The organism is Pyruvatibacter mobilis (assembly GCF_012848855.1).
GTDB lineage: Bacteria > Pseudomonadota > Alphaproteobacteria > CGMCC-115125 > CGMCC-115125 > Pyruvatibacter > Pyruvatibacter mobilis.
This window is the reverse complement of sequence record NZ_CP051630.1, coordinates 349,616-372,512: the sequence shown is the minus strand read 5'-3', so window position 1 is coordinate 372,512 and position 22,897 is coordinate 349,616. Positions and strand designations below refer to the sequence as shown.

The window sequence follows — 22,897 nt, the reverse complement described above, 5'->3', positions numbered from 1 at the left end:
AAGATGGAACGGTAACCGCCGCTTCCAAGCCCCCAAACAAAGAAAATTCACGCCCCTGACGCAGCGACACGCGGCGTAAACAAACCAATCCCGCCGGACACCCCCTCACTTCCCCGCGATCCGGCAAGACGTGATGCGTCCGGACGGTTAGACTTTCCGCGAACAAAGACACCAACAAGAATTCACATCAGGGAGAAACCGCAATGGACCTTGCGCTGACCAAGGAGCACGACGCTTTTCGTGCCGAGGTGCGTGCCTTTCTGGCCGAAAATCTGGACGAGGACCTGAAGCGCGCCGGACGCCTGGGCACCAGCGTCTATGCCGACTACGACGTCACCATGCGCTGGCACAAGATACTCCACCGCAAGGGCTGGCTCGTCCCGTCCTGGCCGGAGGAATATGGCGGCACTGGGTGGGATCTTATGCGCCAATACATCTTCGCCTCAGAACTTTCGAAGGCCGGCGCGCCGTCTCTCTCCCCCATGGGTGTGGGCATGATCGGCCCGGCACTCATCGGCTATGGCACCCAGGAACAGAAGGAATTCTACCTGCCGCGGATCCGGTCCGGCGAAGACTTCTGGTGTCAGGGATATTCCGAACCCGGATCAGGCTCTGACCTGGCCTCCCTGCAAATGAAGGCCGAGGACAAAGGCGATCACTTCATCTGCTCCGGGTCGAAAATCTGGACCACCCACGCCAATTATGCCAACCGCATCTTCTGCCTGGTGCGCACTGACGGGTCCACCAAACCGCAGGAAGGCATCACTTTCGTGCTGATCGATATGGACCAGCCGGGCGTGAGCGTTGAGCCGCTTCTCATGCTTACCGGCGAGCACATCCAGAACCAGGTCTTCTTCGACAATGTGAAGGTGCCCAAGGAGAATGTGGTCGGCGAAATCCACAAGGGTTGGACCGTCGCCAAATATCTCCTGCAGTTCGAGCGCGGCAATGCCTATGCGCCGGGCCTCTATGCTCGCCTCAACCGCATCCGCGCAGGCGCCGCCGAAGAAGACCAGGGAACCGGCGCCAAGCTCATCGACGACCCGGCCTTTGCCGCTAAGCTGGCTGAAGCCGAAGTCCAGATCGCGGCCCTGGAATTCACCGAGCACCGCATCCTGTCATCGCTTGCCGCCGGCGACCCGCCCGGTGCGGAATCCTCCATGCTCAAGACACGCGGCACCGAAGTAAGCCAGCACCTGACCGAGCTCGGCATCGAGGCCGCCGGTTTCTATGGCATGCCCTTCCAGCCCCACTACACGGCACCCGGCGGGCCAGTGCCCCACGCGCCGCAAGCCGAGGGCAATCTGCCGCCGGTTGGCCCGGAACGCTGGGTGACAGCCGTGCCGAAATACTTCAACGACCGAGCCGGCTCGATCTATGCGGGCTCAAACGAGATCCAGCGCAACATCATGTCCAAAGCTGTGCTAGGCCTCTGAGCAATCGGATACCGACTGCCACTGGCCTGACCCGAGGACTTGACGACCATGCATGTAGACGACGCCATTCGCGAGCGCCGCTCCATTCGCGCGTTCAAATCCGATCCCGTGCCTCGCGCCCTGCTGGAAGACCTGCTGGAGATCGCCAGCCGCGCCCCCTCCGGCACCAATGTGCAGCCCTGGCATGTGCATGTGGTGATGGATGCCGCCCGTGACCGGCTCGTGGACCGCGTGATGGCCCACCGCGAAGCCCATCGCGCCGGAGGCGCACCGGATGCGTCCTCCGAATATCCCCGCGCCACCAAGCGCAAGGAGCCCTATGTCAGGCGCATGCGTACCCTGGGCAAGGAGATGTATGGCTTGCTTGGCATTCCGAAGGGCGACCAGGAGGCCAGTTGGCGTCAATGGGGCCGCAACTACGAGTTCTTCTCAGCGCCGGTCGGCCTCATCTTCACCATCGACAAGGATCTTGAATATAACAGCTGGCTCGACATCGGCATCATGTTGCAAACCGTGATGCTGGCTGCCAAGGCGCGTGGGCTCGACACCTGTGCGCAAGGTGCCTGGAATAATTTCTGGACCATCACCAAGGACGAGCTGAATATTCCTGATACGGAATATATCGTCTGCGGCATGTCGCTGGGCTACGCCAAGGAAGACGAACCGGTAAACACGCTCATCTCGGAGCGTGAACCGCTTTCAAACTTTGTGACCTTCCACGATGGCTGACAGGATTAGAAGCCCGACCGCTGAATGCTATTGGCGCGGAAGCGGAAGGCGCGGTCCGTCGCCAGCCCGCCAAGCGTCCGCCCGAAGGCCGCATCGCGCGACCGGCGGAACGCAATGTCGCCCTCCTGCCCGCCACGGCTGAAACCGCTGCCGCCGACCACCACAAACCCGCCGCCACCAGAGCAGCAAATGGCGCCGTAGCTGTTGCCGACACCGCCCGACAGGCTGCCCAGCTCCATCTGCCCGTTAAGGCTGCTCGTGTGAACAGGCTCTGCATCCGGCCAGATGATCACCTCGCTTTCCGCCTGCGCGGCAAGCGGCATGGCAATACCGCCAAGCAGGGCTGAGGCCAGGGCAACGCGACGGAAAAGAGACATCTCAATGGCCTTTCGGCAGGGGTGATTTCAACTCCTGCAACATAAGCACTCCGCGGCCCGTTTCCCAGTTTGACACAATGCATGGTTAACAAGTCGCGCCGCATTAACCTTTTGTTGTGTCTGCCGGCCCGCCCGCTATCCTCCCGCGCGAACCACACCCCAAGAGGAAACGCGTAAGGGAGAGTTCCATGTCGGCACCAAAACAGTTCCTGCCGCAGCCCACGCCGGAGACGGCGCATTTCTGGGAAGGCGCCAAGGCAGGCGAATTGCGCATCCAGCGCTGTTCATCCTGCGAAACCGCCTATTTCCCGCCTCGCCCCTTCTGTCCCGCATGCGGCTCGCGCGACGTGCAGGTGGAAAAAGCGTCCGGCAGGGCGACGCTATATTCCTACGTCATCAACCATCGTCCGCGTCCGGACTTTGGCGAGGAGCCGCACTCCATTGCCGTTGTGCAGCTGGAAGAAGGCCCCCGCATGATGACCAACATCGTCGGCTGCCCGCAGACGCCGGAAGCGCTTGAGCTCGATATGGCCCTTGAAGTCACCTTCGAGGACAAGTCAGACGACATCGCCCTGCCCAAGTTCAAACCCGCGTCCGCGTAACAGGAGCCAGACAGATGGGACAGAAAACAACAGCCATTGTCGGCGCCGCTGAAACCACCGACCTCGGCAAGATCCCGCATTTATCGGAGATCATGCTGCACGCGGACGCCGCCCTGAACGCCATGGAAGACGCAGGCCTCAAGCCCGGCGACATCGATGGCGTCGCCACCGCCGGAGAAAACCCCGGCACCCTGGCTTACTATCTCGGCATCACGCCCAAATGGGTCGACGGCACATCCGTCGGCGGCTGCTCCTTCATGCTGCATGTGCGCCACGCCATGGCGGCGATTGAAGCGGGCCTCTGCTCCACCGTGCTCATTACCCATGGCGAAAGCGGCAAGAGCCGCGTTGGCGTCAACCGCGGCGGCGGCCGCGGCCCCACCAGCCTCAACGGCCAGTTCGAGGTGCCCTACGGCGTCATGGGCCCGCCCTCCATGTTCACCATCCCGGTGCTGCGCTACCTGAAGGAAACCGGCACCACCATGGAGCAACTGGCGTCCGTTGCCGTTGTCCAGCGCGAATGGGCGGCGATGAACCCCCGCGCCTATATGAAGGATCCGATCAGCGTCGATGATGTGCTCAATTCACGCATGATCGCCTGGCCGTTCCGCCTGCTCATGTGCTGCCTTGTTACCGATGGCGGCGGCGCCCTCATCATCACATCAGCAGACCGCGCCAAGGACTTCCCCAACAAGCCGGTTTACATCCTCGGCACAGGTGAGAGCACCGAGACGCCGATGGTGAGCCAGATGGAGGATTTCACTACCTCCCGCGCCTTCCGGGTGGCCGGGCCCGAGGCCATGCGGTCGGCAGGCATCACCCACGCGGACGTGGATCATCTGATGATCTACGACGCCTTCGCCCACTTGCCGATCTATGGCCTTGAGGATCTCGGTTTCTGCGAACGCGGCGAAGCTGGCGCATTCATCGAAGCAGGCAACACCCGCCCCGGCGGCAAGCTGCCGCTCAACACCAATGGCGGCGGCCTCTCCTACATGCATTCGGGCATGTATGGCATGTACGCCCTGCAGGAAAGCGTCCGCCAGATGCGCGGCACAGCACCGGCGCAGGTGGACGGTGCTGAAATCTCCATGTGTCATGGCGTCGGCGGCATGTTCGCCGCTTCCGGCTCCATCGTCATGTCCAGTGTAGCGCCCTGACCTAACGCATAAGCACAAGAAAAGGCCGCAGCGGGGATGCCGCTGCGGCCTTTTTCATTGCGATCCGCAAAGCGCGTCAGGCGGCGGGCTTGGTCGCCTTTATGATGGCGCTGGCCGCATAGCTGTTGAGGTCTGTTTCCGTCAGCACCTGCCGCAACCCGCCATGCACATCCTGCGCAATTGCCTCGCTCGATCCGCAGCAGGAGGACGCCGCAGTTTCCGGCTCCGGCGTGCTGCAGCACGCAGCCTGCCCATCCACTTCACCATAGACATTGAGGTCAACATTCTTGTTGGCGACCACGATGTCCGTAAAGTCGGCCCTGGCCAGCATGTCCGCATAGACCTGTGCCGGCACAGCTCCACCGATGCAGCCCACATAGGCATCCAGGCTTTCCTTCAGCTGTGGCGGCAAGGCCTGCGTCAGCACGATGTCACTCACCGCCACGCGCCCGCCTGGCTTAAGGATGCGGAACACATCGTCAAACACCGCCTGCTTGTCCTCACACAGATTGATCACGCAGTTGGAGATGACGCAGTCGACGCTGGCATCGTCCACCGGCATCTGATGGATTTCACCAAGCCGGAACTCCGCATTCGCCGTGCCGGTCTTCTCGGCATTGCGCCGCGCCAGCGCAATCATGTCTTCAGTCATATCGATGCCGATGGCCCGGCCCCGCTCGCCCACGTCGCGTGCTGCCAGGAAGATGTCGATCCCCCCACCGGAACCGAGATCGACAACGGTTTCGCCCGGCTGCAGCCCTGCGGCATCAATCGGATTACCGCAGGACAATCCCAGATTGGCAGCATCCGGAATGTCGGCGAGGTCGGCCTGCGAATAGCCGAACTCATTGGCCACCTTGGCAGTCTGCTCGCGGTTCAGCGCCTCAGCGCCCCGCGCGGTGGAGCCATACTGGGCCTTGACCGCATCCTTCACCACATTCCCTGCCGAATTATCCATCTGACCGCCACTCCACATGTCAGGACCGGTATATCTGCAGGCAAACACCTGCTCTTGCGTCCACTTTTAAGCGCGCTAGGCTCCCGCTCAAACTCACAACTATGTCAGGGACATCGCCATCATGATCACGCTCTACCATGCCGCCAACACCCGCTCCCTGCGCGTGCTCTGGCTTCTCAACGAGCTCGGCCTCGAATTCGAATTGAAGACGCTGCCCTTCACCCCGGACGCATTGAAGGACCCGGCCTACCTCAAGCTCAACCCGTTCGGCCGCGTGCCCGCGCTGGTCGACGGCGACACCGGCCTCTTCGAGTCCGGCGCGATCCTCGAGTATCTTCTGGCGACATATGGCAAGGGCCGTCTGATGCCGGACACCGACAGCGCGCAATATGGCGTCTACCTGCAATGGTTCCATTTCGCTGAAGCCACGCTGATGCCCCCACTCTCGGCCATTGCTCAGCACACAGTCATTCGCCCTGAAGACGAACGCATCCCGGCCGTCGCGGAAGACGGTGCGAAGAAAGTTGCCGAGATGCTGGCGGTCATCGAAGACACGCTCAGCGACAAGCCCTATCTCCTCGGCGACAAATTCACGGCGGCTGACATCATGATGGGCTACAGCCTGCATCTGGCCAATCTGTTCGGCATCCTGCCCAATTTCCCGAACCTTACGGCCTATTGGACACGCCTGCAGGACCGCGACGCCTGCAAGGCGGCTCTGGCCACAACATAAGCGGTGCAGAAAAAAACGGCCTAGCGTTCTGAGAAGGCCGTATCAAGAGATCGGAAGACCGGCTTCAGCAGATAGCGCACGATCGACTTGGAGCCGGTCACGATCTCTGCAGTGACCACCATGCCCGGCAACACAAGATGCTTGTCGGTATCGCTGCCGACAAAATTCCGGTCCAGCGCGATGGTGGCGTGATAAAAATGCTCGCCCCGGTCGTTTTCAAAGGTGGACGCGGAAATCTTCGACACGCTGCCTTCGAGTTGACCAAAGCGCGCGGGGTCATAGGTGGTGATACGCACATGGGCGCGGTCGCCAATGGTGATGTGGCCTATGTCCTTTGGGTCCACCTCCACCTGCGCGACAAGCACGTCATCCACAGGGACGATTTCAAGCACCGGGTCACCCGGCCGCACCACATCCCCCACCGAATGAACGGTAATGCCCTTTACAAGGCCGCGGGCCGGGGCACGCACGGCGAGGCGCTTCACCCGGTCTTCAGCCTTGGCAATCTGGCTCTCCACTTCGACAAGTTCGCCCAGCGCCTGTGCCCGCTCGCGCTTGGCCTCATCCACAAGCCGCGCATTCAGCTCCGACAGGGCGCTGTTCGATTCCATCAGGGCCTGGGTAATTTCAGCCACGCGGCCCTGCGTTGAAATGAGTTCGCCGCGGGTCTGCTCGACACTGCGCTGGCTTTCAAGAAATGCGATGCGCGACACCAGGCCCTTTTCCGCAAGCCCGCGGCGCATCTCCATCTGCTCTTCCAGAATTTCCACCTGGATTTCCAGGTTCCCCACCCGCTTCTTCAGCGACGTGAGTTCAGCCTCACGCTGCGCAATGCGGCTTGTGGCAACCGCCCGCTGCTCTCCGCGCGACGCAGACTGAAGCCGCCAGGCTTCAAGCTGCTCTTCAGCGAGATGCGCATAGGCCGGCGCCACGTCGAATTCCGGGGCACGTTCTTCAATGAAGGCCTTCAACCGTTCAGCCGTCAGCGCAAGCGTTGCGGCCTTGACCTCAGCCTGGTCCAGATCCGCACCCAGCAGGGTCGGCTGGAACGTCACCAGCGTGTCCCCGGCTTCCACCAGCTCGCCATTGGAGACCAGAATGTCTCCGATGACCCCACCTTCCAGGTGCTTCACAGTAAGGACAGAGCCCGCAGGCTCTACCTGGCCTCCCGCAACGGCAAGCTCCCGCACCGTCGTAAGCGAAGCCCAGACGATGGCGAGACCGACGAAGACGCTGACGACCATCAGGATCAGGCTCGCAACGCGCGGTGCCTTGCCTTCTTCCAACGCCAGCGGCAGCGCCAGGAGTTTTTCATCCGGCGCACCCAGCAAGCGGCGTTTTATTCTGTGAAGCCCGAGTTTCACCCGTCAGCCCCCAAACAACTCAGCAAGGACCTGGTCCGGAGGCCCGTCCATCAGAACGCGCCCTTGGTCGATAACCACAACCCGGTCTGCAATCTTCATATGGGACGGGCGTTGAGTAACCATTAAAACGGATGAACGTCCTTTCAATTTCGCAAGTTTCTGGCGCAAAAGCTCGTCACCTTCGTCGTCAAGATTGTTTGCAGGCTCATCAAGAAGGTAAATGGGAGCGTCCTTCACATAGGCCCGGGCCAGGGCGAAACGCTGGCGCAGCCCGTCGGCAAGCCGGCGCTGGAACTGGTCCGTCATGCGCGTTTCGATACCCTCCGGCAGCGACGCGATGAAGTCCGTCAGGCCCGCTTCAGCGAAAGCCTTGTGAATGCGCTCTGTGCTTGCAGTCGGATCTGCCAGGCGCATGTTCTGGGCGATAGTCCCATGGAAGACCGCTGTCCGTTGCGGCACATAGCCAATGGCGTTGCGCAGATCGCCCTTGTCGAGCTGCCGCAGGTCGTTGCCGTCAATACCGACCGCACCCGCCTGCGGCATGTAAAGCGCCGAGCACACCTTGAGGATGGTTGATTTGCCCGACCCGCTCGACCCGGTAATGGCGATCATCTCACCTGGCTTTACCTTGAAGTCGACACCAACAAGCGCCGGCTCGGCCTTGGGCGTATAGCGGAAGCTGACCTTGCTGAAGGTGATCTGCCCCTTGAAGTCGCGATAGAAGGACGTGTGCTGATTGGGCGCCCGTTCCACCTGCAGGCGCATGAGCGCATTGACCTGCGACAGGGACTGCTTCACCTGCTCGATACGGTTAAGCCCCAGAAACGCCGCCTGGATCGGCGCCAGCAGGCGCCAAACCAGCGCCATGGTGCCGATGAGCGCACCGATGGTCATCATCTCTTCCATGACCATCAGCGTACCGACGGCCAGCGTCCCCACGCCGGCAGCCATCATCATCGATTGGCTGATCGTCTGAACGATGACCCCGAGATGGGATACCCCGTGATGGGCGGCAGCACTCTTGGCCGACAGGTCACGGAAGCGGTTGCGCCAGTGAAGCCCGTTGCCCGACTGGCGCACCACCCGGTGATTGTCGATTGCCTCGATCAGAAATGCCTGCCGTGCCGAGCGGGCATCACCCAGCCGTTGCACCCGGGCCTTGCTGAGCGGCCAGGAGACCAGCCCCAGCAACACGAACCCAAAGATCAGTGCTACCGGCACGAAGCCGATAACCCCGCCGATCATGAAAACGGCGACCAGAAAGAGAATGACGAACGGCATGTCCAGCGCCGCCGCTGCCAGGGGCCCGGTAAACACCTCGCGCACGGTCTCAAACTGCTTGAGCCGCGCGATCTGCGCCCCGATCGGCGCACGCTCCGTCATGCTGACGGGCATATGCATGAGTTTCTCGAACGCCGCCGCACCAATCAGCATGTCCAGCCGCGCGCCCACATAGGCAAGCATCTGCCCGCGCACCAGCCGCAAACCGACATCGGCTGCAAGCGCCAACAGCACACCGCCAAGGAAGAACCCAAGCGTCTCGGCCGAGCGCGTCGCAACCACCTTGTCATACACGCCCATGATGAAGAGCGGGACGATGACGGCGAAGAGATTGATCACGAAGGTCAGCGCCAACGCCTGCCAGATGACACCACGGAAACGTCCGATCACGTCCCCCAGCCAATTGGCCTGAGCCGCCTTCTCCTGTTCCTCAAGCGCGTCGCTCGCCTTGCGGACATAATAGGCCGTACCCAGCGTGGCGCTGGCCTCGACCTCCATGACATCACCAACCACTCCGTCGAGCACAGTGAGCATGTCGCCATTGCGCTCAAGCACGAGACCGGCCGTCTTGCCGTCTTGCGCGAACAGGCAGGGCAATAGCTCGCTGCGCAGATCAGCCAGGGTCGTGCGCTCGGGGACTGTCACATAATGAAGATTGGCAAGGACCATACGCAGGTCGTTGAGGTCCAGAGAATCCGCAAAGTGAGGCAGGGCTTCCGCCAGATGCCGTGCCTCGCCGCGCCAGCCAAGCGCGTTCAACAGCGGCACCAGGCAGGCACCCGTTGCAGAAGTAGGCTGGAAGCTCGATAGCCCGCCGCCATGCAGCAGCGTTTCAAGCCGCGATCCCGGGCGCGTGGATGACGCATGTGCGCTGCTCATGCGGCACCTCCTGCCTGGATGGGCTGGTCAGCGTCTGAAGACGACGCCGCAGCAGCCGCATCACCGTCGTCCGCCTGGGCGGGCGCCGGGCTGGCCTTGGGCGGCGCGAAGGAATGATTGAGACGGGCCTTGCCTTTGTGGATGGACACCACACGATCAGCCATGCGGATGAGGGAGGGCCGATGGCTGACGGCAACGATGGTCATCGTCCCCTTCAGCTTGGCAAGGGCATCCATCAATTGCGTATCCGCCTTGCGATCAAGGCCCGCATTCGCCTCATCGAACAGCAGCACGCGGGCATTCCGCGCCAGGGCCCGGGCGATGATGATCCGCTGCATCATGCCGCCGGGCAGTTCGTCCGACACACCCTGGCTGACTTCCGTGTCATAGCCCTGCGGCAACCGGTGAATGTCCTCTTCGAGCCCAATCATCCGCGCAGCCTCCCGCGCCTGGTCAATCGCATCACCTTCGCGGAACATGGTCAGGTTTTCGAGGATCGTGCCCTTGAACAGCGTTGCCACCGGCGGGACATAGGCAATGTCGAGCGCGAGATTGTCCCGCTCACCACCGGATGCATCATGTTCATCAATGGTGACATTGCCTGCCTCCGGCGCAAGCTCCCCCATGATGAGCTTGAGCAAGGTGGACTTTCCGTCCCCCTCCGGCCCCGTCAGCGCAAGCATCTCGCCCTGCTTGACGATCAGGCTGAACTTGTCGAGCAGCGCCTGCTCCTGGCCTGGATAACGGAAGGTCACATCGCGGAACGACACGACCCCCTTGAGCCCATCCAGATGCTGGGGTTCCTGCGCCGGCGCATGATCCATCTGTTGTAGCTCCGCCACCTGCGCCCTCGCGATGTCAAGGCTTTGGATCTGGGTCCATACACTCATGCCGCGGAGCAACGGCTGCAGCGCCCGGCCGCCAAGCAACGTGCAGGCCGCAAGACCACCAACCGACATGCTTCCGTCAATGACGAACAGGGCACCCACCGAAACGATGAGCACCATTGTCAGGTTCGAGATGACACCGCCAATCGTCTGGACCGCATTGCCCAGCACAATCGACTGGTAAGCCGATGCCGCACCCGTTGCCTGCAGACGCTCATAGCGCCGCTGCATCTGGGGCTCCATGGCCATGCTCTTGATGGTCTGGATTCCCGACAATGCCTCGATGATGAAGCTGTAGCGCCGGTCATCCAGCAGCGCCCTCTGGGCCTGCCTCTCCTTGAGAGCGCGACCCGCGAAGAAGGACGCGACAGCCAGGACACCGATCATAGCGACCGGCACGAGAACAACGGCACCACCGATCACGAAGATCAGCCCGAGAAACAGGACAAGAAACGGTAAGTCCACAAGCAGCAGCCGCGACTGGCCGCCGTAGAACTCGCGGAGAGTGTCGATGGCCTGCAGGCGGTCTAGATGCACACCTGGCGGTGCGCTCTCGATCTCCGTCGGGCTTGCGTAGAGGAAGCGCCCGACCAGCTCCGTCGCCGTCTGATGTTCGTATTGCGCAGCAGCCCAGCCAACTACATGGGCGCGCGCAATCTTCAGCGTAGCATCCAGTACCAGCACGACCGCAAGGCCGCCCAGCAGGAGCGCGAAGGTCCCAAGTGCCTCATTGGGAAGAATACGGTCATAGACTTGGAGAATGACCATCGGCAGGCCAAGCGCCAGCACGTTGATCGCAAGCGACGCAATCCAGACACCAGCGCCGAGTTTCGGCGGTGCGAGCACGTGATCCTGGTCACGCCGGTTCGCGGTCCGGGTTGCGGTCATTTAAGCGCTAATTCCAATTCGAGCTCGTCTAAAGACTGAATTGGTAAATCCCAAAATTTGCGACTTAGTTAATTCAAGTTTTATCGATCCCCGTTTTGCTCGATTTCTCAGACCACGGAAGGTCGTAAAATTGGTAATTCACCCGTATTGGGCGAGTGTCTCGCGCATTCGGCTTTACCACGTCTCTAAATCAAGACTTAACGCCTGACCGAACACACTTGTCGTAAGCGTGGGCGCGTGTATGCGCCCGACCCCACCGGCCCCAGAAAGCAAGGGCCGGCACAGCGGCAACAGGAGTTCGACATGGCTGAAGGTCAGACCCCCCGCGGTAACGAGACCCAGGGCCGGCCCGCCTCCCAGACACCGTCTACGGAGGACTTTCACCTCGACACGGCGCGCGCGGCAGCCCGCGACGATAATGCGGACCGTGTCCGTGATTATGGTCAGAGCGAAGTTCTTGCAGGTGAGAACGACCCGGCAAACGCCAACACGCACACAGGCACACGCCTCGACGGCACACCTGGCGTCGACACAGGCCTGACGGGCGCACCCGCCTCTCAGTCGCCTGGCCTCGCGCCGGCAGATGCCTCCGGTCAGCCTGCCGCTCCCTTCGGGACTCAGGCCTCTGATGCATCCGGCAACACAGGGTTTGCAGGCGAGGCAGGTCAGTCTGCCGCGACCCCTGTCCCGACACTGGATGACGCAACCCTCGACACCGCTCTTGAATCCGGTATCTCGTCCCTCGACGCACTCACGGATCGCATCGCACGCCTTGCGGATGCGCTCACCGATGACGCCACTTCGAGCGAGAACTCCGCGTCCGAGGCAGCATCGGCCGCGACAGACGTACCCGCCGCTCCGCCCCGACAGTCCGAAGTGCCGGAGGACGACGACAACATTGTCGTGTCCAACGAAATCATCAATCAGGCCCCGACCGATATCCTCCTTGACAATGCCGGGGTGCCTGAAAACGCTGCCCCCGGCACAGTCGTCGCGGTCCTGAGCGCCATCGACCCGGATTCCGGCGAAGTCTTCTCCTACGAAATCGTCGGCGGCTCGGAGATGTTCGAGATTGTCGGCAACGCAATCCTCGTGAAACCCGGCGCCGAGCTCGACCACGAAGCCCAGGCCAGCGTGAGCCTGCCCCTGCGCGTCACCGACAGCGCCGGCAACACCTATACCGAAACCGTTACCCTCGAGATCTTCGACGTCAACGAAGTCGCCACCGACATCGCCCTCGACAACACGTCAGTTGCTGAGAACGCGGCTGGTGCCGTGGTGGGGAATCTCACCACAACAGACCCCGACGCAGGTGATAGCCATACCTATGCCGTGTCCGATGACCGCTTCGAGGTCGTCGACGGCCAGCTCAAGCTGAAGGACGGCGTGAGCCTCGACCACGAGGCTGCCGACACCATTAGCCTCGACGTCACCACCACCGACGCAGGCGGCCTGTCACGCACCGAGACCTTCACCATCTCCGTCGGCGACGAGAATGAAGTCGCGACGGATATCGCCCTCGACAACACCTCCGTCGCCGAGAACGACGCAGGTGCCGTGGTGGGAACCCTCACCACGACCGACCCGGACGCGGGCGACACCCACACCTACGCCGTCTCTGACGACCGCTTCGAGGTCATCGACGGCCAGTTGAAGCTGAAGGATGGCGTCAGCCTCGACCACGAGGCGGCTGACACCATCAGCCTCGATGTCACCACCACCGACGCAGGCGGCCTGTCACGCACCGAGACCTTCACCATCTCGGTCGGCGATGAGAACGAAGTCGCGACGGATATCGCCCTCGACAACACCTCCGTCGCCGAGAACGCGGCAGGTGCCGTGGTGGGGAATCTCACCACAACAGACCCCGACGCAGGTGATAGCCATACCTATGCCGTGTCCGATGACCGCTTCGAGGTCGTCGACGGCCAGCTCAAGCTGAAGGACGGCGTCAGCCTCGACCATGAGGCGGCCGATACCATCAGCCTCGACGTCACCACCACTGACGCCGGCGGCCTGAGCCGCACCGAGACCTTCACCATCTCGGTCAGCGATGAGAACGAAGTCGCCACCGACATCGCCCTCGACAACACCTCCGTCGCCGAGAACGCCGCCGGTGCCGTCGTCGGTACGCTCACCACGACCGACCCGGATGCCGGCGATACCCACACCTATGCCGTTTCCGATGACCGCTTCGAGGTCGTCGACGGCCAGCTGAAGCTGAAGGACGGCGTCAGCCTCGACCACGAAGCTGCTGACACCATCAGCCTCGACGTCACAACCACCGACGCAGGCGGCCTGTCACGCACTGAGACCTTCACGATCTCCGTCAGCGATGAGAACGAGGTTGCCACCGATATCGCCCTCGACAACAGTTCCGTCGATGAGAACGCAGCCGGTGCGGTGGTAGGGAACTTCACCACGGTTGATCCGGACGCTGGCGACACGCACACCTACGCTGTCTCTGACGATCGCTTCGAGGTCGTCGACGGCCAGCTCAAGCTGAAGGACGGCGTCAGCCTCGACCACGAGGCGGCTGACACCATCAGCCTCGATGTCACCACCACCGACGCAGGTGGCCTGTCGCGCACCGAGACCTTCACCATCTCCGTCGGCGACGAGAACGAGGTCGCGACGGATATCGCCCTCGACAACACGTCAGTTGCCGAGAACGCCGCCGGTGCCGTGGTGGGGAATCTCACCACAACCGACCCGGACGCAGGCGACACCCACACCTACACCGTTTCCGATGACCGCTTCGAGGTCGTCGACGGCCAGCTCAAGCTGAAGGACGGCGTCAGCCTGGACCACGAGTCTGCCGACACCGTCAGCCTCGACGTCACCACTACCGACGCGGGCGGCCTGTCGCGCACTGAGACCTTCACCATCTCCGTCGGCGACGAGAACGAGGTCGCCACCGACATCGCCCTCGACAACACCTCCATCGCCGAGAACGCAGCCGGTGCCGTCGTCGGGAACCTGTCGACCACTGATCCGGACGTCGGCGATAGTCATACCTACGCCGTCTCTGACGACCGTTTCGAAATCGTCGACGGCCAGCTGAAGCTGAAAGGCGGCGTCAGCCTCGACCACGAGGCCGCAGATACCATCAGCCTCAACGTCACCACCACTGACGCCGGCGGCCTCAGCCGCACCGAAACCTTCACCATCTCGGTCGGCGATGAGAACGAAGTCGCGACGGATATCGCCCTCGACAATAATTCCGTCGCCGAGAACGCGGCTGGTGCCGTGGTGGGGAATCTCACCACGACCGACCCCGATGCAGGCGACACACACACCTACGCCGTCTCCGATGACCGCTTCGAGGTCGTCGACGGCCAGCTGAAGCTGAAGGACGGCGTCAGCCTCGACCACGAGGCCTCAGACACCATCAGCCTCAACGTCACAACCACCGACGCAGGCGGCCTCAGCCGTACCGAGACCTTCACCATTGCCGTCGGCGACGAGAACGAAGTCGCCACAGACATCGCCCTCGACAACAACTCTGTCGCCGAGAACGACGCAGGTGCCGTCGTCGGCAACCTGTCGACCACTGATCCGGACGCAGGCGATAGCCACACCTACACCGTCTCGGACGACCGCTTCGAGGTCGTCGATGGCCAGCTCAAGCTGAAGGATGGCGTCAGCCTCGACCACGAGTCTGCCGACACCATCAGCCTCGACGTCACGACGACAGACGCAGGCGGCCTGAGCCGCACCGAGACCTTCACCATCTCGGTGAGCGATGAGAACGAAGTCGCCACAGACATCGCCCTCGACAACAACTCTGTCGCCGAGAACGACGCAGGTGCCGTCGTCGGCAACCTGTCGACCACCGACCCGGACGCAGGCGATAGCCACACCTACACCGTCTCGGACGACCGCTTCGAGGTCGTCGACGGTCAGCTGAAGCTGAAGGACGGCGTCAGCCTCGACCATGAGGCGGCCGATACCATCAGCCTCGACGTCACCACCACTGACGCAGGCGGCCTGTCTCGTACCGAGACCTTCACCATCTCGGTCGGCGACGAGAACGAAGTTGCCACGGATATCGCCCTGGACAACAATTCCGTCGCCGAGAACGCGGCTGGTGCCGTGGTGGGGAATCTCACCACGACCGACCCCGATGCAGGCGACACCCACACCTACGCCGTGTCCGATGACCGTTTCGAAGTTGTCGACGGTCAGCTGAAGCTGAAGGACGGCGTCAGCCTCGACCATGAGGCGGCCGATACCATCAGCCTCGACGTCACCACCACTGACGCAGGCGGCCTGTCACGCACCGAGACCTTCACCATCTCCGTCGGCGATGAGAACGAAGTCGCGACGGATATCGCCCTCGACAACAATACGGTTGCGGAGAACGACGCCGGTGCCGTGGTCGGCACGCTCACTACGACCGATCCCGATGCAGGCGACACCCACACCTACGCCGTCTCCGATGACCGTTTCGAGGTCATCGATGGCCAGTTGAAGCTGAAGGATGGCGTGAGCCTCGACCACGAGTCTGCCGACACCGTCAGCCTCAACGTCACTACCACCGATGCAGGCGGCCTCAGCCGCACTGAGACCTTCACTATCTCCGTCGGCGATGAGAACGAAGTCGCCACGGATATCGCCCTCGACAACACCTCCGTCGCCGAGAACGCGGCTGGTGCCGTGGTGGGGAATCTCACCACGACCGACCCCGATGCAGGCGACACCCACACCTACGCCGTCTCCGATGACCGCTTCGAGGTCGTCGACGGCCAGCTGAAGCTGAAGGACGGCGTCAGCCTGGACCACGAGTCTGCCGACACCGTCAGCCTCGACGTCACCACCACCGATGCAGGCGGCCTGTCACGCACCGAGACCTTCACGATCTCCATCGGCGATGAGAACGAGGTCGCCACCGACATCGCCCTCGACAACACCTCGGTTGCCGAGAACGCAGCTGGCGCCGTGGTGGGTACGCTCACCACGACCGATCCGGACGCAGGCGACACCCACACTTACGCCGTTTCCGATGACCGCTTCGAGGTCGTCGACGGCCAGCTGAAGCTGAAGGACGGCGTCAGCCTGGACCACGAGGCGGCCGACACCATCAGCCTCGACGTCACCACCACCGATGCCGGCGGCCTGTCGCGCACCGAGACCTTCACCATCTCAGTCGACGACGAGAATGAAGTCGCCACGGACATCGCCCTCGACAACACTTCCGTCGCCGAGAACGCGGCTGGTGCCGTGGTGGGGAATCTCAGCACGACCGACCCGGACGCGGGCGACACCCACACCTACGCCGTCTCCGATGACCGTTTCGAGGTCGTCGACGGTCAGCTCAAGCTGAAGGACGGCGTCAGCCTCGACCACGAAGCGGCTGACACCATCAGCCTCGATGTCACGACGACCGACGCAGGTGGCCTGTCGCGCACCGAGACCTTCACCATCTCCGTTGACGACGAGAACGAGGTCGCCACGGATATCGCCCTCGACAACAATTCCGTCGCCGAGAACGCGGCAGGTGCCGTCGTCGGCAACCTGTCGACCACCGACCCGGACCCAGGTGATAGCCATACCTATGCCGTGTCCGATGACCGCTTCGAGGTCGTCGACGGCCAGCTGAAGCTGAAGGACGGCGTCAGCCTCGATCACGAGTCCGCAGACACCATCAGCCTCGACGTCACGACGACAGACGCGGGCGGCCTGAGCCGCACCGAGACCTTCACCATCTCGGTGGGCGATGAGAACGAAGTCGCCACCGACATCGCCCTGGATAACACCTCGATTGCCGAGAATGCGGCAGGTGCCGTCGTCGGCAACCTGTCGACCACCGACCCGGACGCAGGCGACACCCATACTTACGCCGTGTCCGATGACCGCTTCGAAGTTGTCGACGGTCAGCTGAAGCTGAAAGACGGCGTGAGCCTCGACCACGAGGCGGCCGACACCATCAGCCTCGACGTCACAACCACCGACGCGGGCGGCCTGTCGCGTACCGAGACCTTCACCATCTCGGTAGAAGACGTGAACGAAACGATTGTTGTAGGCAATGTCGATCTCGGCGCCACCAACGAGGACACATCCATTGTCATCACCCGCGCTGATCTTCTTGCCAATGCATCAGACGACAATCTCGGCCTCGCCGTCGTCGCCAATGTGACGGTCGATGCCTCGGCGGGCACGATCGTCGACAATGGCAATGGCACCTGGACCTTTACCCCGGCCGACGACTACTCAGCTGCAGATGTGAACATCACCTTCGATGTTCAGGATGGTCCGACAACGGTCCAGGGTACGGCCACAATCGATGTGACGGCTGACGCCGACGCACCGTCGCTCAGCCTGTCCCAGGGCTTCACCGCGACCTACTACAGCGAGGACTCGCATCTCGGCCGCCTTTCCGACGTTGACTGGGACGCCGCTCCGGCTGCCAGCGAGACAGTGACGAACATCGATTACCAGAATGGCAGAGGATCGTTCTGGGAAGGCGGTGACACAGACACCTTCGGCGTTAAGGTGGAAGGCAACATCACGGTCGACACCGGCGGTGACTACACCTTCTATCTCGGTGCGGATGATGGGGCGCAGCTCTACATCGATGGCGAACTGGTCATCGATCATGACAGCCTGCATTCATTCTCCACCCAGTCCGCAACCATCAGCCTTTCCGATGGTCCCCATGTGATCGAAGTCCGGTACTTCGAGAACACAGGCGATGCCGGCCTCAAGCTTGAATGGGATGGCCCTGACACATCCGGCCGCCAGCTGGTCACCGCCACCGAGAGCGCAGATACAATCACCGCTCCCATGGACGGGTTTGCCGCGCTCAGCATCGACGCAGCCCTGTCCGACACCGATGGGTCAGAAAGCCTGGCCCTTGCGGTCAGCGGCGTGCCTGTCGGCGTCACCATCACCGACGGAACCAACAGCTTCACAGCCACTGCCGGCAACACGGAAGCTGACGTGACCGGTTGGGATGTGGATGCCCTGCAGGTTGTCCCGCAGCCGGGTTTCACCGGCAGCTTTGACCTGACAGTCACGGCGACCGCAACCGAAGCCAGCAATGCGGACACCGCAAGTGTCAGCCAGGTGACGACCATCAATGTGGTCAGCACAAATGAGGCACCGACAGACATCACCCTCGACAATGCCTCCGTCATGGAAAACGCGGCAGGCGCTGTCATCGGCAATCTGGGCGTCGTGGATGCGGATGCAGGGGACACGCACACCTATGCCGTCTCCGACAACCGCTTCGAAGTGGTCGATGGCAAGCTGAAACTGAAGGACGGTGTCAGCCTGGACCACGAGGCCGGCGCGACTGTATCTCTCGACATCACGACGACGGACGCCGCCGGTGCGACCTACACGGAGACTTTCAGCATCGCCGTGGGCGATGTGGATGAAGTTGCCTCTGCCCCCACCCTGTCCCTCGGCAGCACATCCCGCACGGTCTTCTCGGAGGACTTCGAGGGCTGGTCAGGTACAGCCATTGACGGTAGCGGTGATCAGGTTGCCGCCCAGAATGGCTGGTCTTCAGATGCGTCCGTCGAGGTCCGCGATGAAGGTGAGGGAGGTAACGGCTCGCGCGCAGGGTCGATCGAACATATTGAGTTGAACAACGATCCGACCGACACCTATGAGGACGCCCCCAACATTGCCCGCTCCGTGGATACGGTCGATGGCGGCACCTATACGGTGACTTTCGACTACGCCCCGCGCCAGGGCTACGACGCGACGGTCAACCGCATGGAAGTCGTGTGGGACGGTCAGGTGGTGGCGACGATCTCTGCCGACGGCACCAATGACGGGGCGCTGAACTGGCAGTCTCACACACTCACGCTGACCGGCGACGGCAACCCCGCTGAAATCGAGTTCCGAGCGGCGGGAACAGATGTCGATTACGGCCGCGGGATGATGCTCGACAACATCAAGATGGCAGAAACGCTCGATGGCGCTGCCAGTGGCACAGAAGACGCGGCAATTGATTTGCCGGGTATTTCCGCAAGCCTCACGGACCTTGATGGCTCAGAGACCCTGGCTGTGACCATTTCGGCCCTGCCCGAAGGCGCAGTGCTTACGGATGGCAACAACACCTTTACGGCCACCGGCGGCAGCACGTCAGTGGATGTCAGCAACTGGGACCTGGACAGCGTCAGCGTGACACCGCCCTCGTCCTTCACAGGCACCATGACACTTGCCGTCAACGCAACGTCGACGGAGAGCGAAGGCGGCGCCACCTCAACGGTCACGGCACAATTGCCGGTTCACGTGGCAAGCGCACCGGCATCGGAAACCCTGTGGAGCGAAAACTTCTCCGGGCTGTCCAATGGCGCTACCGCGGACAATGGTGACACTTCATGGTCCACCGACACCGGGTTGTCGGACTACGGATCATCCACTGACCACGGCGTACAGAACGAAGCCTACGAGTTCTCACAGACAACCAACACGTCCGACGCCGACCAGTCTGTCTTGGTCTGGCGCAGTGAACCAATTGATGTGAGCGGCCGCACAGGCCTGACACTGAGCTTCGACCTGACTGCTACCGGCGGCATGGAATCATCGGGTTCGCACCACGATTTCTTCAGGGCATATGCCGTCGTCGACGGAGAACGGACCGAGCTCCTTGTCCAGGACGGCAAGGATGGAATGAACGGTACCGAGTCCTATAGCCTTACCGGTATTCCCGAAGGGGACAGGGTCACGATCGAGTTCGAGAGCAAGACAACGGACTCATCTGAGTACTATTCCCTCGACAACATTGCCCTCACCGCTGATGGCGACAACAACGCCACCTATCTTGGCCATGCCGGCACGCCGGACAATTGGGCGCCGGAAGATGTCATCTATGCATCCACCAGCGGGACCGAAAGCGGCACCCATGTGGATGACCTGCTGATTGGCGGCTCGGGCAACAACGAGCTCAACGGCAATGACGGCAATGACGAGATCCGCGGCTATAGCGGCAACGACACCATGCATGGCGGTTCGGGTCATGACAGCATGTATGGCGGCGATGGCGACGACACCATTCGCGGCAATGATGGCAACGACCTGCTTGTAGGCGGCGATGGCGCCGACCTCCTTGACGGCGGCACCGGTCACGACGTGCTGCTGGGCGGCGACGGTAACGACACCCTGCAGGCCGGCAGCGGCAACGACATCCTGCGCGGCGGTGCGGGCAATGACAGCATGGACGGCGGCAGCGGGGAGGATCTGTTCCTCTTCGGCATGGGAGACGGCAGCGATACCGCTGACGGCGGCACCGGCTGGACCGATACGATCCGCCTGGAAAATGCCGATGGCACGTCGCTGGAAGCATCCGACTGGACGATTTCCCTCGATACCGGCTCCATCAGCGCTCAGGATGACGACTCGCTCGACCTCTCGAGCGACGCAACCGGTGTCATCACCCTGTCCGACGGCAGCGAGATCAGCTTCGAAGGCATCGAGCGGATCGAGTGGTAGCGGGCTTCCGTCTGATGACGTCAAAACAAAAACGCCGGAGCAGATTGCTCCGGCGTTTTTTGCTTTCAGGAAATGGTGGGCGCGGCTGGGATTGAACCAGCGACCCCTACGATGTCAACGTAGTGCTCTCCCACTGAGCTACGCGCCCATTTCCCGGTGACAGACCCCCGGGCAAGGCCCACGATCCGTCAGGAGGGCGAACCATATATCGGGATTGCCCGGCGCGTGCAACTGCCGGGCGGCAAGAACCAGCCGAAAATGTGAAGTTTGCCTGACCTGCCTCAGGCGGCCAGCAGCCGGTCCACTTCCTGCACAAGCTCGCGCAGATGGAAGGGCTTGGACAGCACGCGGGCTTCCTTCGGTGCGTCCGATTCCGGATTGAGGGCAACACCCGCAAATCCGGTGATGAACATGATCTTCAGCGTCGGATCGAGCTCTGCGGCCCGCCGCGCCAGCTCGATGCCGTCCATTTCAGGCATCACGATGTCGGTCAGCAGCACGTCGAACACGTCACCAATGAGCTTTTCATGGGCAAGATCGCCACTTCCGTAGGAAATGACATCGTGCCCCGCCTTCTGCAGCGCATTCGCCAGAAAACGGCGCATGCTTTCATCATCTTCGGCCAGCAGAATACGCGCCATGGTGGTGAGCCCCCGAATTCCCGCTCAATTTCTTGTGCGATTCGGCACGAAACCAACGCCGACCGCTGTTGTTCGTTTATAGAAACCCATTGGTAAACGGAGGGTTAGCGGTTACTGCACGGCGGAAAGTCTGGTGAAAACACGGCCCAAAAACCGTGCAAAACCGCAACGCCGACCGCCCTTGACCGTGAAAACACCCCCCGCGCATTCTACCTATAGCTGATGCGACCCAATCGCATTGCATCCGGGAGCTCAAGAATGGCGCGACATCGCGGGGATGACAGGAAGGCTGGCGATGCGGCGAAGGCTGCCGCCCACAAGGACTTCACCCCGCCCTTCACTGTTGCCCGCCCGGAAACCCAGACCGTTCCCTTCGTCCTCAATTCACCCCATTCCGGCCGCATCTACCCGCAGGCCTTCCTGGCCGCCTCACGGCTGGATGCCCTGTCGATACGGCGGTCGGAAGACAGCTTTGTGGACGAAATATTTGCTGCAGCGCCGCGACTGGGGGCACCGCTTCTGCACGCCAATTTCCCGCGCGCTTATCTGGATACCAACCGCGAGCCCTATGAGCTCGACCCGGCCATGTTCCATGACACGCTGCCGCCGCACGCAAATACGCGCTCGGTCAGGGTGGCTGGCGGTCTGGGCACCATTGCACGGGTTGTGGCTGATTCCACTGAAATCTACCGGGCACCCCTCAGCTATGCGGAAGCAGACCACCGCATCCGCACCCTCTACATGCCCTATCATCAGGCCTTGTCGGAGCTCTTGGAAAACACCTTCCACCGCTTCGGCTGCGCCGTGCTGATCGATTGCCACTCCATGCCTTCCCTCGCAGGCCCCATCGAGGACGACCCCATGGCGCCGCGCGCCGACATCGTGCTGGGAGACCGCTATGGCGTGTCCGCCGCACCGGCGCTCACCGATGCTGCCGAGCGTATCCTCACGGATCTCGGATATGTGGTGACCCGCAACACACCCTATGCAGGCGGTTTCAACACCGAGCATTACGGTCGGCCCGCTCACGGACTCCACGCGCTCCAGATCGAGATCAACCGCGCGCTCTACATGGACGAGACACGGGTCACCCGTGGCCGGGGCATTCACAGGCTGACCCGTGACATGAGCGAGTTCGTCACCCGCCTTGCGCTGGTAGACCGGGCCTTCCTCGCACCAACAGTCCCGCCAACTGCCCTCTCCGCCGAGTAGAACGGCGCCGCCTGCGCGGCCGCCACTGCAGAAGCTCGGGCAATTCTCCCGGAAAACGCACAAAAAAAGGGGCCGTCTGAAAATCAGACGGCCCAAGTTCAGGGAGGAAACGCCCAGGAAGGGCAGCGGCAAGGCGGGCTGAGCGCTCGCGATGCCGCGTGCGAGTAAAGTGGCATTGCACCGCACAAATCTCAAGAGAAAAGGCCCCTCAGGCCCCCGCATTGATGCATAGCTGACGTGCGGTCACGCAATTCAGTGCATAGCTGCTGGACATAAATGCGAGGAAATCAGCCAGTTTCAAAA

General features: G+C 62.1%; 13 protein-coding genes and 1 tRNA gene. 7 read left to right on the top strand and 7 right to left on the bottom strand.

Translation table 11 applies throughout. The features are described 5' to 3' along the window. Window positions 1-203 precede the first annotated feature (203 nt). Window positions 204-1,436 carry an acyl-CoA dehydrogenase family protein gene (locus tag HG718_RS01680; RefSeq protein ID WP_160588796.1) on the top strand — a complete coding sequence of 411 codons (1,233 nt, stop codon included), beginning with the start codon at window positions 204-206 and terminating at the stop codon, window positions 1,434-1,436. Between the two features lie 48 nt (window positions 1,437-1,484). Then, window positions 1,485-2,165, top strand: coding sequence for a nitroreductase (locus HG718_RS01675; RefSeq protein ID WP_160588797.1), 681 nt, complete (start codon window positions 1,485-1,487; stop codon window positions 2,163-2,165). Window positions 2,166-2,170: 5 nt separating this feature from the next. On the opposite strand, the gene HG718_RS01670 is transcribed toward HG718_RS01675, so the two are convergent. After that, window positions 2,171-2,542: a hypothetical protein gene (locus tag HG718_RS01670; RefSeq protein ID WP_160588798.1), complete on the bottom strand. Its 372-nt coding sequence runs from the start codon at window positions 2,540-2,542 to the stop codon at window positions 2,171-2,173. Window positions 2,543-2,730: 188 nt separating this feature from the next. On the opposite strand from HG718_RS01670, the gene HG718_RS01665 reads away from it, so the two are divergent. Both HG718_RS01665 and HG718_RS01660 read left to right on the top strand, forming a co-directional pair. Beyond that, the gene (locus HG718_RS01665) at window positions 2,731-3,144 is read left to right on the top strand and encodes a Zn-ribbon domain-containing OB-fold protein (protein ID WP_160588799.1); all 414 of its coding nucleotides are present in this window, start codon (window positions 2,731-2,733) and stop codon (window positions 3,142-3,144) included. Between the two features lie 14 nt (window positions 3,145-3,158). Continuing rightward, on the top strand, window positions 3,159-4,304 hold the full coding sequence (locus HG718_RS01660; protein ID WP_027842253.1) for a thiolase C-terminal domain-containing protein: 1,146 nt from the start codon (window positions 3,159-3,161) through the stop codon (window positions 4,302-4,304). A 76-nt stretch (window positions 4,305-4,380) separates the two neighbouring features. Here the strand turns inward: HG718_RS01660 and arsM are convergent, their stop codons facing one another. Continuing rightward, window positions 4,381-5,262 (bottom strand): arsenite methyltransferase, encoded by an 882-nt coding sequence (arsM, locus tag HG718_RS01655; RefSeq protein ID WP_160588800.1) that lies wholly within the window; start codon window positions 5,260-5,262, stop codon window positions 4,381-4,383. 121 nt (window positions 5,263-5,383) lie between these two features. Between arsM and HG718_RS01650 the strand changes: the two genes are divergently transcribed. Beyond that, complete coding sequence (locus HG718_RS01650; protein WP_160588801.1) at window positions 5,384-5,995, top strand: glutathione S-transferase family protein; 612 nt, start codon at window positions 5,384-5,386, stop codon at window positions 5,993-5,995. Between the two features lie 20 nt (window positions 5,996-6,015). Here HG718_RS01650 and HG718_RS01645 read toward each other — a convergent pair whose 3' ends face one another. From HG718_RS01645 to HG718_RS01635, 3 genes are read right to left on the bottom strand one after another with little or no spacing between them, the layout of a single operon-like run. Then, on the bottom strand, window positions 6,016-7,326 hold the full coding sequence (locus HG718_RS01645) for an HlyD family type I secretion periplasmic adaptor subunit (protein ID WP_160588802.1): 1,311 nt from the start codon (window positions 7,324-7,326) through the stop codon (window positions 6,016-6,018). A 36-nt stretch (window positions 7,327-7,362) separates the two neighbouring features. Further along, a complete protein-coding gene (locus HG718_RS01640) occupies window positions 7,363-9,519 on the bottom strand; it encodes a peptidase domain-containing ABC transporter (protein ID WP_160588803.1) in 2,157 nt (718 codons plus the stop codon). After that, window positions 9,516-11,294, bottom strand: a complete 1,779-nt coding sequence (locus HG718_RS01635; RefSeq protein WP_160588804.1) for a peptidase domain-containing ABC transporter — start codon at window positions 11,292-11,294, stop codon at window positions 9,516-9,518. The genes HG718_RS01640 and HG718_RS01635 overlap by 4 nt, the downstream gene beginning before the upstream one ends. 303 nt (window positions 11,295-11,597) lie before the next feature. Here HG718_RS01635 and HG718_RS01630 point away from each other — a divergent pair, with 303 nt between their 5' ends. Beyond that, window positions 11,598-20,741: a cadherin domain-containing protein gene (locus tag HG718_RS01630; RefSeq protein ID WP_170080175.1), complete on the top strand. Its 9,144-nt coding sequence runs from the start codon at window positions 11,598-11,600 to the stop codon at window positions 20,739-20,741. A gap of 73 nt (window positions 20,742-20,814) precedes the next feature. Here the strand turns inward: HG718_RS01630 and HG718_RS01625 are convergent. After that, window positions 20,815-20,889, bottom strand: a tRNA-Val gene (locus tag HG718_RS01625). A 133-nt stretch (window positions 20,890-21,022) separates the two neighbouring features. Beyond that, window positions 21,023-21,382, bottom strand: coding sequence for a cell cycle two-component system response regulator CpdR (gene cpdR, locus HG718_RS01620; protein WP_027838972.1), 360 nt, complete (start codon window positions 21,380-21,382; stop codon window positions 21,023-21,025). A gap of 258 nt (window positions 21,383-21,640) precedes the next feature. On the opposite strand from cpdR, the gene HG718_RS01615 reads away from it, so the two are divergent. Continuing rightward, window positions 21,641-22,594, top strand: coding sequence for an N-formylglutamate amidohydrolase (locus HG718_RS01615; protein WP_160586756.1), 954 nt, complete (start codon window positions 21,641-21,643; stop codon window positions 22,592-22,594). The last annotated feature ends 303 nt before the right edge of the window (window positions 22,595-22,897 follow it).

Coding starts and splice junctions, on each gene's coding strand:
- HG718_RS01680 (WP_160588796.1), top strand. CDS start 204: ATGGACCTTGCGCTGACCAAGGAGCACGACGCTTTTCGTGCCGAGGTG.
- HG718_RS01650 (WP_160588801.1), top strand. CDS start 5,384: ATGATCACGCTCTACCATGCCGCCAACACCCGCTCCCTGCGCGTGCTC.
- HG718_RS01675 (WP_160588797.1), top strand. CDS start 1,485: ATGCATGTAGACGACGCCATTCGCGAGCGCCGCTCCATTCGCGCGTTC.
- HG718_RS01665 (WP_160588799.1), top strand. CDS start 2,731: ATGTCGGCACCAAAACAGTTCCTGCCGCAGCCCACGCCGGAGACGGCG.
- arsM (WP_160588800.1), bottom strand. CDS start 5,262: ATGGATAATTCGGCAGGGAATGTGGTGAAGGATGCGGTCAAGGCCCAG.
- HG718_RS01615 (WP_160586756.1), top strand. CDS start 21,641: ATGGCGCGACATCGCGGGGATGACAGGAAGGCTGGCGATGCGGCGAAG.
- HG718_RS01640 (WP_160588803.1), bottom strand. CDS start 9,519: ATGAGCAGCGCACATGCGTCATCCACGCGCCCGGGATCGCGGCTTGAA.
- HG718_RS01670 (WP_160588798.1), bottom strand. CDS start 2,542: ATGTCTCTTTTCCGTCGCGTTGCCCTGGCCTCAGCCCTGCTTGGCGGT.
- HG718_RS01630 (WP_170080175.1), top strand. CDS start 11,598: ATGGCTGAAGGTCAGACCCCCCGCGGTAACGAGACCCAGGGCCGGCCC.
- HG718_RS01660 (WP_027842253.1), top strand. CDS start 3,159: ATGGGACAGAAAACAACAGCCATTGTCGGCGCCGCTGAAACCACCGAC.
- HG718_RS01635 (WP_160588804.1), bottom strand. CDS start 11,294: ATGACCGCAACCCGGACCGCGAACCGGCGTGACCAGGATCACGTGCTC.
- cpdR (WP_027838972.1), bottom strand. CDS start 21,382: ATGGCGCGTATTCTGCTGGCCGAAGATGATGAAAGCATGCGCCGTTTT.